At 52.9% G+C, this 12,660-nt stretch carries 14 protein-coding genes; 10 read left to right on the forward strand and 4 right to left on the reverse strand.

Going from position 1 to position 12,660, the window contains the following annotated elements; translation table 11 throughout:
• The first annotated feature begins 26 nt into the window (after window positions 1–26).
• The 7 genes from GN242_RS00785 to GN242_RS00815 all read left to right on the forward strand — a co-directional run bounded on the left by GN242_RS00785 (window position 27) and on the right by GN242_RS00815 (window position 4,420).
• Entirely contained in the window at window positions 27–290 is a 264-nt protein-coding gene (locus tag GN242_RS00785; protein WP_154753403.1) for a PAAR domain-containing protein, read from the forward strand.
• A gap of 15 nt (window positions 291–305) precedes the next feature.
• Window positions 306–1,133, forward strand: a complete 828-nt coding sequence (locus GN242_RS00790; RefSeq protein WP_197094753.1) for a TagK domain-containing protein — start codon at window positions 306–308, stop codon at window positions 1,131–1,133.
• Between the two features lie 24 nt (window positions 1,134–1,157).
• Window positions 1,158–1,955 carry a type VI secretion system accessory protein TagJ gene (locus GN242_RS00795; protein WP_154753405.1) on the forward strand — a complete coding sequence of 266 codons (798 nt, stop codon included), beginning with the start codon at window positions 1,158–1,160 and terminating at the stop codon, window positions 1,953–1,955.
• A gap of 10 nt (window positions 1,956–1,965) precedes the next feature.
• A complete protein-coding gene (locus tag GN242_RS00800; protein ID WP_154753495.1) occupies window positions 1,966–2,457 on the forward strand; it encodes a type VI secretion system baseplate subunit TssE in 492 nt (163 codons plus the stop codon).
• Between the two features lie 211 nt (window positions 2,458–2,668).
• A complete protein-coding gene (locus tag GN242_RS00805; protein WP_156286758.1) occupies window positions 2,669–3,064 on the forward strand; it encodes a polyketide cyclase in 396 nt (131 codons plus the stop codon).
• A 48-nt stretch (window positions 3,065–3,112) separates the two neighbouring features.
• Entirely contained in the window at window positions 3,113–4,033 is a 921-nt protein-coding gene (locus GN242_RS00810; RefSeq protein ID WP_154753407.1) for a nucleoside hydrolase, read from the forward strand.
• A gap of 174 nt (window positions 4,034–4,207) precedes the next feature.
• Window positions 4,208–4,420: a YdgH/BhsA/McbA-like domain containing protein gene (locus tag GN242_RS00815; protein WP_154753408.1), complete on the forward strand. Its 213-nt coding sequence runs from the start codon at window positions 4,208–4,210 to the stop codon at window positions 4,418–4,420.
• A gap of 88 nt (window positions 4,421–4,508) precedes the next feature.
• Here GN242_RS00815 and GN242_RS00820 read toward each other — a convergent pair whose 3' ends face one another.
• Together GN242_RS00820 and GN242_RS00825 are read right to left on the reverse strand one after the other, a co-directional pair.
• The gene (locus GN242_RS00820) at window positions 4,509–5,375 is read right to left on the reverse strand and encodes a helix-turn-helix domain-containing protein (RefSeq protein WP_154753409.1); all 867 of its coding nucleotides are present in this window, start codon (window positions 5,373–5,375) and stop codon (window positions 4,509–4,511) included.
• Window positions 5,372–5,989 carry a TetR/AcrR family transcriptional regulator gene (locus tag GN242_RS00825; protein ID WP_195918375.1) on the reverse strand — a complete coding sequence of 206 codons (618 nt, stop codon included), beginning with the start codon at window positions 5,987–5,989 and terminating at the stop codon, window positions 5,372–5,374. Before GN242_RS00825 ends, GN242_RS00820 begins: the two co-directional genes overlap by 4 nt.
• A gap of 243 nt (window positions 5,990–6,232) precedes the next feature.
• Between GN242_RS00825 and GN242_RS00830 the strand changes: the two genes are divergently transcribed.
• The 3 genes from GN242_RS00830 (at window position 6,233) to GN242_RS00840 (ending at window position 9,620) form a co-directional block, all read left to right on the forward strand.
• Window positions 6,233–7,264, forward strand: a complete 1,032-nt coding sequence (locus tag GN242_RS00830; RefSeq protein WP_156286759.1) for a LacI family DNA-binding transcriptional regulator — start codon at window positions 6,233–6,235, stop codon at window positions 7,262–7,264.
• A 250-nt stretch (window positions 7,265–7,514) separates the two neighbouring features.
• Window positions 7,515–8,435, forward strand: coding sequence for a TIM barrel protein (locus GN242_RS00835; protein ID WP_156286760.1), 921 nt, complete (start codon window positions 7,515–7,517; stop codon window positions 8,433–8,435).
• Window positions 8,436–8,447: 12 nt separating this feature from the next.
• Window positions 8,448–9,620, forward strand: a complete 1,173-nt coding sequence (locus GN242_RS00840) for a Gfo/Idh/MocA family protein (RefSeq protein ID WP_156286761.1) — start codon at window positions 8,448–8,450, stop codon at window positions 9,618–9,620.
• Between the two features lie 163 nt (window positions 9,621–9,783).
• On the opposite strand, the gene GN242_RS00845 is transcribed toward GN242_RS00840, so the two are convergent.
• Together GN242_RS00845 and GN242_RS00850 are read right to left on the reverse strand one after the other, a co-directional pair.
• Window positions 9,784–10,458: a TerC family protein gene (locus GN242_RS00845; RefSeq protein ID WP_374189816.1), complete on the reverse strand. Its 675-nt coding sequence runs from the start codon at window positions 10,456–10,458 to the stop codon at window positions 9,784–9,786.
• Window positions 10,459–10,502: 44 nt separating this feature from the next.
• Window positions 10,503–12,479, reverse strand: coding sequence for a sigma-54-dependent Fis family transcriptional regulator (locus GN242_RS00850; protein ID WP_156286763.1), 1,977 nt, complete (start codon window positions 12,477–12,479; stop codon window positions 10,503–10,505).
• Window positions 12,480–12,660: the final 181 nt, after the last annotated feature.

Consider the following 12,660-nt stretch of genomic DNA (forward strand, 5'->3'; position numbering starts at 1 on the left):
GATTAATCCATTAAATGAGGTGATTTATGGCCAATGCAGCCAGAGTAGGTGATGCAATAAGTCATGGCGGAGCGATTGTTTCGGGTTCCGGCGATACAACCATCAACGGCAATAACGCGGGTATCGTGGGTAATAGTGTCGCCCCCTGTGCCTTACATGGAGCAGCTCCGGTAGCGACCGGATCCGGCTCTGTGTTTATTAACGGTTGCAATGCTGCGCGCCTTGGTGACGTCACCGGATGCGGCGCAGCGATTGTGACCGGCTCCGGTGATGTAGATATAGGCGGCTAAAGCATGTTCTTATCGATGACCTGGCCAGATAACCCCTGTCGTTACCATCTTGATGAGTCTCATACATCGGTAGCGATGGTGGGTTTCAATATGTTAAACGGTACGTTCTCCCGCCCGTGCTCTGACAGCCACAACGAGAACGTTGTATTCTTTTACCGGACACTTGCCGGAGCAGTTGCCTTCAATACCTGTGATGAGTATGTCTGTATTATTGATGGAATACCGGTAGAAAAGGGCGAGGCTCGTACGCTGAATTTGGATTCAACAATTCAGATGGGTCATTACAACATTCAGGTGATTATCAGTGAAAACGCCGTTTCGCTTGAGGATATTTTTTATGCGCTCCATGATTCCGGTGCTGATAAAAGTAATATTATCATTCCGGAAATAGAGGACATACTTCCCAGCGGTGCGCATTATGTCGGTGATTTAAACTATTTTGATGAGATGGTTTCTGAGAAGCAGGATGTCATCGATGTGATGAAACCATTGGAAGCAGAATATAAAAAATTCCTGATTTGGGGGCATATCAATAATAATCTATACGATAAAGAGGTGCATCATTACCATCATATTAATGATGATGGCTTTTTTGATGCAGCCAGATCGGAGATGAAATCAAAGACCATTACTGAATGTATCCTTGATACGCCTTCACTGATAGATAAGGTGTGGGATCAGCTCGAGGTGGTCAACCTCCAGGATGAAGTGCTGTTTGAAGAGGAGAAGCATGAAATTTTAATGCTGCTTGCTCCTGAGAAATTCACGGCAAAAGAGAAGAAAATGATACCAGAACTGGCCTTCCAGGATCTTTATAAGATTGGCCTGGATAGCCATTACTAAAAATGACAACTGAAGGAAACGTAGATGGATACTACAACGTCATTATATGGAGCGTTAAAGTCCTCATCGCTGGAAGAGATTCTGGCCAACTGCCTGTCGCAGGTTAGAAGTAATCCTGATGATATATCTTTACGCGAAACCCTCTACAGGCTGTACTGCCTTGAAGGCTCGTGGCAAAAGGCGCTGATGCAGCTGCAAACTATTGAAGTGATCAAACCCGATTTAGTGCAGCAGGTGGAGATAACCAAAAACCTGGTGTTCAGTGAATTAATCAGAGAAGAAGTGCTGCGCGGAGAACGCCTGCCGGGGATGCTGAACATTGAGCTACCAGAGTGGATTAGCCTGTTACAGCAGGCAAACAAATCACTGGCTGAAGGCGCAATTACTGAGCAAGAAGAGCAGCGTAGCCAGGCTTTCTCGATGGTCAGCGTCACCGCCGGAGATGGCCCCCATACCGGCCCGTTCTCCTGGATTGCCGATAGCGATGGGCGAATCGGGCCTGCCTGTGAATTTATTGTCGCCGGCGGCTACCGGTGGGTGCCCTTCTCTGAGATAAAGTCTTTAAGCATTGAAAAACCCACAGAGCTCATCGATCTGGTCTGGTCCAAAGCACATATCCAGACCAGTAGTGACGTCTATTATGGCTATATCCCTTCGCGCTATCCTCTGACAGATAACGTCAGTCAGGATGCTAAACTGGGTTTAGTCACTGAATGGGAAGATATTTCTTCCTCATGTACCCGTGCCTCAGGGAGAAAAGTGATCATTACTGATTCCAGCGAGTTCTCCCTGCTTGAAAGCGAAAAAATCATGTTCGCTTAAGGGTCTGGTGATGGAAAGAAAAAGGCAGTTTCTGCCCACCTTGCTGGAAAGGTTGCAGGACGATGAACCGAAACAAAGTCGCGAAAGCTACGATGCATTCTTTTTCGATTCAAGAATGATGCGATCTATTATTCAAAAAGATCTCGCAACCATGTTGAACAATACCAATATCGAAGAGAGCCTTGATGAAAACAAGCATCAGCAAGTGGCAGAGTCGGTTGTAAACTATGGTGTGAGAGCTTTGGTGGGAAACCATGCCAGTCAGCATAAGTGGCACGCCATCGAAATGAATATCAGAACTGCAATACTGCGGTTTGAAAGCAGGATTATACCTGAGTCGCTGGTTGTACGTTCGCTACTGAGCGAAGACCATCCGAGTAGAAACGGTATGATCCTGTTCGAAATACGCGGGCTTATTGACTGGTCTCCTCACCCGATCGATCTCTGCTTTCATGGTCATTATGATATTGAAACTTCACATACTGAATTAAAAAATATCTAAAAAGGCCCCCACCGTGACGATTTTTAGCGCCACGGTGGGGAGCGTCCCCGGCTGTTCGATAAAATCTGTCCGCCTGCCTGCGCAAGCTGTGACTTCTTTGTGCTCAACCCTTGCAGCGCTTCGCTATCCAGTTAACACAATTGGGGTTTCCTCCTTCCCATCTCCTTTTCAGGATGGTTAAATCCGTTATTAACCACTGAGCGGAGGTATTATGCTGTCCTCACACACCCTTAGCCTTGCTATCCATCGTAACTGGGTAGACCTGTATGAAACTATCTGGAAACCGGAGTTTTTCCCGAAATGGGCGTCAGGTATGAGTCAGGGGCCGCTCGTGCCGGAAGGCAACAGCTGGAAAGGGCGTGGCCCTCTGGGGCCGGTGAAAGTCCGTTTCACCGAACATAATCCGTACTGCATTATGGATCACTATATTGACAGCGGGTTCAGCAAGGAGATCTTTGTGCCGATGCGCATTGTCGCCAATGAGGAGGGGTCACAGGTGCTGATTACCGTGTTCCGTCAGCCGCTGGTGTCGGATGAAAAATTTGCCCAGGAGCTGGAGTGGGTGAAACGTGATTTGCAGGCGCTGCATACCTTGCTCACAACCTGAAAACCCGAACAGGGATGAACGCCGTAATCCAACGGAAAGGAAATTCTGATGAAAAAAATTATCTTTGATACTGATATTGGCGTCGATGATGCTTTCGCCCTTGCCTATGCGGCGAAATGTGCGGATATCATCGGTATTACTGCGGTATTTGGTAATGTGCCGGTAGAGCAGGTGGTGAGCAACGCCCGCCTGTTTAGCCAGAAAATTGGCCTGGATGTGCCCATTTACCGCGGCTGCTCACGACCGCTGGCGCTGCCGCCCACGCCACCCGCCACGGCGGTGCACGGCGACGACGGGCTTGGCGGAGTGTTTGCTAATCCTTATAACGGCGCGGCACCAAACGCCATCGATTTTATTATTAATAGCGTGCGCGCTAACCCCGATGCTCTCACCATTGTTGCCGTCGGGCCACTGACCAATATCGCTCAGGCGATTAATCAGGCTCCCGATATTGTGCCGCAGATTAAAGAAGTGGTGATTATGGGCGGTGCTTTTGGCACTCACGGCTACAGCGGCAACGTCACCCCGTTTGCAGAGTTTAATATCTGGAAGGATCCCCATGCAGCCGACCAGGTGCTGAATTCCGGCCTTCCGGTAGTCGTCCTGCCGCTGGATGTCACCATGGAAGTGCATATCAGCGGTGATGAAATCCGCGCCCTGATGCATCCGGTACTTGAGGCTATTTCCCGGGGCTATCTGCGCTACAGCCAGGTCAGCAACGGTATAGAAGGCATGTCGCTGCACGATACGCTGACCATTGCCTATCTTCACAATCCTGCGTGGTTTGGCGTGACAGAAGCGCCAGTACGGGTAGTTACGGAGGGCGTCAGCCTCGGCCAGACGCTGCGCCAGCTTGGCAGTGTGGCATCATTAGATAATCCGTTTGCCGGTAGCCGGGCGCAAAAGCTCTGCCTGAGCGTCGATGTTGAACGGGTGAAAGAGCATTTCCTTGCCACTCTGAAGCTCTGAATGACCCTAAAAGTCAGCTTCTGCAAAAGTGTGTAAAACGCGGTCAGTTTTCAATCAATATTTTTGACTAAGAACAGCAAAACAGTCCGCTATCACCAATTCATTAGCAAGCGTAGTATTGTTTGCAACGAGGCAGCAAGCCTTAATCAAACAAACCTAATGAAGGAATTACCCATGAAATCCATCAAAACTTTTGCAGCAGTTATCGTACTCTCAGCCGTTTCTTTCGGCAGCTTCGCTCAGAGCGTCACCGCTACCGGCACCACGCTGGACAGCGCTGAAGCTAAAATTGCCGCTCAGGCACAGCAGGCCGGTGCGTCTTCTTACAAAATTACCGAAGCTAACACCAGCAATGGCGTTCATATGACCGCTGAACTGTTGAAATAAGACAACGCGCCAGCTGGCAGACGTTGCAGTTAAAGGTTATATGCCCGGTCTCTGGATAACAGAGAACGGGCATACCCGATCCTGACGCTCAGGCAATCACCGGCACATAGTAGTCGATACGGCCGCTGCCTGAACCATTCAGGTGCTGCGGATCGATACGCTCAATATCATAGCCTTCACGGCGCACGGCTCCTGCGGTTGGCAGAGCGTGCTCGTAAATCAGTTTGATGAAATCAGCGAACTGCTGCACATTGCCGTTAAAGGTGAAATGCAGATAGGTTTGCTTATCAATCGCCACATCTACCAGCGGTGTTATTGCACCTGTCGTCTCAGTATTGAGACAAGCCAGATACTGCAAGGTGGCGCAATCTTCAGCGCGAGGCCCGCCTTTAATCACATTAGTCAGCCCGAACAGCACGTCGGGTTTCTTTGCTGTCAGCGCCAGTCGCCGCTGCCACAATATTTCACGCTGATCCCAGCAAAAGTCGCAAATAGTGTCGATCGTAAAGGCGTGGTCAGTTACCCGGCCCTGTAACGTCATCGCATCCAGCTCAACCAGTTCGCCTTGCGGAATCGGCATTTCGCCCAGGTTAATTGGCGGGCAGAGTCCCTTACATGACCAGTGCGGCGCATCACGATACTGTGCGGGCGTGATATTGAAGTGGCGCTTAAACGTTTTGTGATAAACGTTATGGCTGGAGAAACCGTGCTCGCTGCCGACGGAGTCAATCTGTTTATCAAACAGACGCAGGGTGACAGCGCTGGAGGTCAGCCGCCGCTGACGGCAGTAAGACGCCAGCTTTTGCCCGGTCACTTCTTTAAAAATACGTTGCAGGTGCCATTTCGAATAGCCTGATTTTTCAACGAAGTCGTTAATGGTCAACGGAGTATGAATATTGCCTTCCAGCCAGTGGAGAAGCTGGTAAACAACCTCCTGTTTAAAGGTAGTTTTCACAATGAATTACGCTCTCTGGTGAGTGTCAGCAAATGATTTTTCAGCGACAGCGGATCGCGGATGCCATGGGTATTACCCAGTGAGTAGGCGAGCCAGACTCCGTCAGCCGCCAGCCGCGCAACTTCGTGTTGTGGCAGGCTATCCGTCTCCTGGTGACGCTGCAGGCGTTCAGCCAGCCACGCAGCCCAGCGCTCGCACAGCTCGGGCGATGCCATCATCGAAAGTGACAAAGGAATAAGCAGGCTTTTATCGGCCTGCAAAATATCGTCAAACGCCACGCCGATATAAGCGCGGGTAAACCGGCCTGATGGCAGATCATCGGCGTCCATCAGGCGATCAATGGCCTGATCGTTCTCTGCCAGAAAACTGGCAAATACCGCATCCAGCAGCGCCTGCTTATGAGGGAAATGATGGAAGAATCCCCCTTTTGTTACCCCGGCGGCCGCTGAAACGGCCTGCACAGTGACTCCCGTCAGCCCACTGCGTGCCGCCAGTTCGGCCGCGCAGCGGATCAGTGCAGCCCTGACCTGTTCCGGCTGCTTTTTACGCTTATAACCCCGTTCACAGCAGAGTGCTTCGCGCAGTGAATGGGCTGTAGTGGTCTGTTTAGTCATAATGTTTCGCTTTAAAGATACCGGGCGGTATGTTTGAGGCAACATAGCATAATTTTGCCCGTGTCAGTATCATTTTGCCGCTAAAATAGTGGAAGAAGATGAAACGTTTGAACCCTGTTTAGCTGATAATAAAAAAAATAATCTGACATTTGTCATGTCCTGAGAATTAATCCCGACCGCTGCTGTTGCCACGTGGGCAGACGTGATAGTTTTTTTGGCATAACAGTTATCAGGAAACCCGTGATGAAAAAAACCACACTAACGGATATCGCCCGCGAGGCTGGCGTGGGTGTCGCCACGGTCGACAGAGTGCTGAACCGGCGCGCCCCGGTACGCCCGGACACTGAAGCTCGCGTGGTGCAGGCTGCTTCCCGGCTTGGCTATCGTTTCGACCCGGAATTTCTCACAGGCAGCGTGGTGCAGCCAGGCTCAGGTTCGCTGCGCATTGGTGTGATTCTGCTTTCACGTGACTACTCCTTTTACGACACCTTCGCCCGCGCGCTGGAACAGCACGCCGCACCTTATTTGCAGGAAGGCACGCGCATTGAGTTCGCTTTTCATGATATTCACGCTATTGAAGAGACCGCAGCGGCTATTGATGAACTGAGTGAGCACGTTAACGTGCTGGCGCTGATTGCGCTGGATAATGCGCTGGTGCGCCGGGCGGTGGAAAAGGCGAGTAAAAAAGGGGTGAAAGTCTTCACCGTTCTGTCCGATCTCTCACCCTGCGGTCACGCCGGATATATCGGACTGGATAACCGTAAAGCGGGGCGTACTGCCGCCTGGGCCGTGGAGCGTTTGAGCGGGCCGCCGGGCAAAGTGGGTGTGATCGTCGGCGATAATCGATTTTTATGTCAGGAAACCTGCGAAATCAGTTTTCGATCTTATCTGCGCGAATATGCCACCGGCCATACGGTACTTGAGCCGGTAAAGAGCTTTGAAAATGTCGAGCAGGGCTATCAGGTGACCGCCGATCTGATTCGTCTGCATCCCGAGCTGTCGGTGATTTATGCGCCCTGTGGCGGCGTGGAAGGTGTGGTTAATGCGCTGCGCGACAGCGACAGACGGCATGAGATTACCCTGATCTGTCACGGGCCGTTGCAGGATGCACAGCTGGCGCTGATCGACGGTACGCTGGATATTATGATCGCCCATCGGCTGGATGAACTGGCCGCCCGCGTGGTTGAGGCCATGCAGCAGGCCAGCCAGGAAGAGCGCGGTGGTTTTATCGCACTAACCAGCAGCTTCGAACTGATCACCAAAGAGAATTACTGAAAGCCTGTCGGGCCGGTTCTGCACTGGCTCCGCATTCCGAATAACTCACTGAAATAGTGGAAATGATAGATTTATATCATTTAAAACTATCAAAAATAGTGAGATCCCCATCAAAAAACGTACATTCCATCATTGTTAGAAATGGAATGTTTGTTTGATACTTCCTTCAAATATTAACTGAAGGATGACCCCCTGTGCTGCTAACTGCTCCCCTCCACATGACAACATGGCCTCTTTTAAGGAGATCATCATGACCATTCACATTGCAAACGCACCTTGCAGCTGGGGTGTGGATGATCCCAAAAACCCGTATCTGCCCCCTTACGAGAAAGTGCTGAAAGAAGCCGCACAGGCGGGATACAACAGTATTGAGCTTGGTCCCTGGACCTATCTGCCAACGGATGCGGCACTACTGACTGAGAAGTTAAAACAGCATGGGCTGACGATTGTGGCAGGCACCATTTTTGACGATCTGGTGAGCGAAGCAAACTTCCCGGCGATGATTGAGCTGACGCATAACCTGTGCCGCAACCTGTCACAAGTGCCAACGGCCACCCCGACTCACGGTGACAATCTGCCTGCACCCTATCTGGTGATTATCGACTTTGGTAACGCCGACCGTGCACGTCTGGCAGGGCAGTATCATCAGGCAGAGCGCCTTTCCGACCATGACTGGCAGCGCATGATCAGCCATATCACTGAGATCTCCCGCATTGCCAAAGAGTACGGCGTCCGTCCTGTTATTCATCCTCACGCGGGCGGCAGTATTGAGTTTGCTGATGAGCTGGAGAAGCTGGTACAGGATATTCCGCACAGCGTTGCGGGCCTGTGCCTGGATACCGGACACCTCTACTACGCAGGTATGGATCCGATCCCTGCGCTGGCCCACTATTTTGATCGCATTGATTACCTGCACTTTAAAGACGTAAACGACGCGGTTTTCCGCAATGTGATCGCCCGGGAACTCGACTTTTTTACCGCCTGTGCGGAAGGGGTGATGTGCCCGATTGGCAAGGGTGCGATCGACTATCCTGCGGTGCGCGCCTTCCTGGCTGAACGCAATTACCAGGGCTGGATCACCATCGAACAGGAACGTGACCCGCGCAATGCCGATGGCAGCCTGCACGACGTGACCGAAAGCCTGCGCTATCTCCACTCTGTCGGATTCTGAAAAGGATAACCCATGATTAACGGTATTAAACCTCTCGATCGCTCCCTTCGCTGGGGCATGGTGGGCGGCGGCGGCACCAGCCAGATCGGTTATATCCATCGTTCGGCGGCGTTACGTGACAACACGTTTACCCTGGTGGCCGGTGCATTTGATATTGATGCAGCACGCGGACGCGCCTTTGGTGAAAGCCTGGGCGTGGCGGGCGAGCGCTGCTATCCCGACTACCAGACGCTGTTCCGCCAGGAAGCGGAACGTGCTGACGGCATTGAAGCGGTGTCGATTGCCACGCCGAACAACACTCACTTTGCCATCTGTAAAGCGGCGCTGGAGTCTGGTCTGCACGTGGTGTGTGAAAAACCGCTCTGCTTTACCACGGCTGAAGCTAAAGAGCTGGCGGCGTTAAGCAAACAGCGGAACAAAATCATCGGCGTGACCTATGGCTATTCAGGCCATCAGCTGATCCAGCAGGCGCGCAGCATGATTGCTGAAGGGCTGCTGGGCGATATTCGCATCGTCAATATGTCGTTTTCCCACGGCTTCCATAATGAGGCGGTTGAGCTGGATAATCCGAGCACCCGCTGGCGCGTTGATCCGAAGTTTGTCGGCCCGAGTTACGTACTGGGCGATCTGGCTACGCATCCGCTGTTTCTGGCCGAAACCATGCTGCCAGAGTTGAAAATCAAACGCCTGATGTGCTCCCGTCAGAGCTTTGTCAAAACCCGTGCGCCGCTGGAAGATAACGCCTTTGTGCTGATGGAATATAACAACGGAGCGGTGGGATCGCTGTGGTGTTCTGCGGTGAACTGCGGATCGATGCACGGCCAGAAGATCCGCGTGATCGGATCGAATGCCAGCCTTGAGTGGTGGGATGAGCAGCCGAACCAGCTGCGCTATGAAATTCAGGGCGAACCGGTGCGTATTCTTGAGCGCGGTATGGGCTATCTGGCACCGCGAGCGCTGGAAGAGGATCGCATTGGCGGGGGCCACCCGGAAGGGCTGTTTGAGGCCTGGTCAAATCTGTATCGCCGTTTTGCCGTCGCGATGGATGCCACCGATCGTGGTGATAAGACACTGCTGGCTGATTTCTGGTATCCGGATGTTGATGCAGGCGTGGCGGGCGTGCAGTGGGTTGAGCGCTGCGTTGAGTCGGCGGATGCCGGAGCGATATGGGTTGATTTTGAGTAACCCGGGTTAGTGCTGTATTGGATGTCAGTCTGACCGGCTCCCCGTTAATGAGCACGGACTGACATCATGATCATCTGCTTCAAGCCATGAGATATTCGACAGGCTTTTTTATCGCACCAGTCAGGGCGGCTTTCGTGCCTGAATAATCCGCCCTGACGCAAAACTATTGCTTCGTCAGCATACCTCTGCCCACGCCATACCCGACCACCAGCAGCGCTCCTGTTGCTCCGGCAACCCAGTGTAAATACGCCAGATGCGCGGTATAACGCAGCAGTACCGGGTCAGTAACCAGCATACTGCCGGCAATCCAGCCGATCAGCGCGCCGCCCAGCGTCACAATCAGCGGGAAGCGCGACAGCAGAGCCAGCACCAGCTTACTGCCCATCACAATAATCGGAATACTGATCAACACGCCGAGCGACACCAGCACGACGTTGCCATTACCGGCGGCAGCCACCGCCAGCACGTTATCCAGCGACATCACCACATCAGCCAGCGTAATAGTCAGCACGGTTTTCCACAGGCGATTGTCGCTGCTAATGGCGGCCTCTTCCTCTTCGTTACCCACCAGCTTAAAGCCAATCCACAGCAGCAGCAGGCCGCCTGTTATCTTCAGCCACGGCAGCGCCAGCAGATGAACGGCAATAATCAGCAGCACCACCCGGGCAACAATGGCACCAAAAGTGCCGAGAATAATGGCTTTTTTCTGCATCTGTGGAGGCAGCTTGCGGCAGGCGAGGGCGATAACCACGGCGTTATCACCGCCCAGAAGAAGATCAATCAATACGATTTGTAGCAAAATTACGGCAAAATCCAGATGTTCGAACCACATAAGCACTCAGTTAACGCAGATATAAGGCCACCGTGGTGACCAGACAGCGATCAGCGGCGGAACTCGTCGGCGCTAATCTGATATTTCCTCAGTTTATTATATAACCCGGCACGTGACAGCCCCATTAACTGGGCGGCCTGGCGCAGATTACCGTTGAGGGCATCAAGCGTGCTGATAATATGTGCGCGTTCATTAACATCCAGCCGCACTGCCTGATGGGGCGCGTCGCGGCATGCTGCATCAGCGGGCGGGATGCTGTTGGTGACTTCATCCGGCAGATCCTGCACATCAATAAACAGACCGTCGTTAATATTGATCACGCGCTCGACAATATTTTCCAGTTCGCGCACGTTGCCCGGCCAGTGATACCGGCTTAATGCCTCCATCGCGCGCGGGGTAAACTGCACATTGATCTTCTTTAACTGGGTGCAGACTTTCTCGCGGAACCATTCAGTCAGCGCCGGGATATCGCTGCTGCGTTCGCGCAGAGCCGGAACAGGAATAGAGATAACATTCAGACGATAGTAAAGGTCGCGGCGAAACGCGCCAGTCTCCACCGCCCTGATCAGGTTGCAGTTGGTGGCGGCAATAATACGCACATTCACCTTAACCGGATGCGATGCGCCGATACGCACCACCTCACTCTCCTGCAATACGCGCAGCAGGCTGGTCTGCGCCTCCAGCGGCATATCGCCGATTTCATCAAGGAACAGCGTTCCGCCCTCCGCCAGCTCGAACTTACCTGCCGCACCGCCGCGCCGCGACCCGGTAAATGCGCCGTCCATATAACCAAACAGTTCACTCTGAACCAGATCGCGCGGCAGTGCCCCGCAGTTAACGGCAATAAAAGGCTCACCGCAGCGCAGACTGCCATTATGGATAGCCTGAGCAAACAGCTCTTTACCGGTGCCACTCTCGCCGGTCAGCAATACCGTGCTGTCGCTGCGGCAGCTGCTGCGGGCTTTATCCATCGCAGCTTTAAGCGCCGGTGCGCTACCGCACAGCATATCAAAGGTATAGCTGGCGCTGACGCCCATCACACGGCGGGTAATGGCACGGATACGCTGATTTTCACGCAGGGCGATCACCTTGCCGCCCCCCGGCGCGGGCATGATCGACACCTGGCAGCAGAGACGCTGATTCTCTGTGGGGTTAAACACAATTTCGCGGTCATTGCAGAAGGTCATGGTTGCCAGGCGGGTATTCTCCGGGTTCAGCACCTTATCGGCCTGCTGACCGGGCCGCGCCAGTCCGTGGAAGATCTGACGCGCATAGCGATTGATAGTTTTGATCATCCCGGAGCGATCGAGCACGATCACCCCTTCATTCAGGGTTTCGAGGATCGATTTTTGCTCCGCCAGCAGCGCGCGCAGGATCAGCTGCTGGCCGATGGCCTCGGCGGCGGCCTGCACTGTGCCCAAAGTGTGATAGTGGAAGTTATCCTGACTGGCGGTCAGCGTCAGTACGCCAATCATGCAGCCATCGGCATCACGAATCGGGGCAGCGGCGCATTGCAGATGGCGCTGGCGCAGAGCTAATTTCCAGTTTTCCCCGTTCAGCATATAGACCAGCCGCTGCTGTTTCAGACAGCGGGCGGTGCAGTTGGTACCCATTTCCGACTCGGTAAGAATGCTGCCCACCGGGGTCAGATCGCGCCCGCAGCAGGAGAGCGTAATCCCCTGTGCATCGGTCAGATTAATATGGCCATCCGGATTATAGGCCAGCAGGTTTTCCATAATGCTGCCCGCAACTTCAATCAGCTCACTGTTATCAGCCAGAATCTGTTTAAGCATTTCGTCGGGTGGAAAGTTGTAGGCAAAATGCGCAGGGTTGATTCCGGCGGAGCGGCTGCTTTTCCACGAGCTGAGTACATCCGGGCGCACAAATTCCGGCTCCCGCCCGGCATCAAAATCTCGCCTCGCCTGTTCCAGCAGATTATCCCAGCGGCTGGCTTCACCGCCCGCAGGCAGACTCAGCTGCCCATCACACTCCGCATCGATCCCACCAGCTAACGTCGGTTGATTCATCTTGCTTCCCTCCCGCTAAATGGAATGTCCATTTTATCGACATGTTAAGTTGACATGTTTTTTTTGTGTTCATTTTGTGATCGCCTCGTACAGAGAAAGCTGTACTCACCGGTGGTCTGCACTCTGGCATAGGGTTTGCTTATGTCTGTGTAACAACTAAAAAACAGTCAGCCAGCTACCT

This window comes from Erwinia sorbitola, assembly GCF_009738185.1.
GTDB classification, from domain to species: Bacteria; Pseudomonadota; Gammaproteobacteria; order Enterobacterales; family Enterobacteriaceae; genus Erwinia; species Erwinia sorbitola.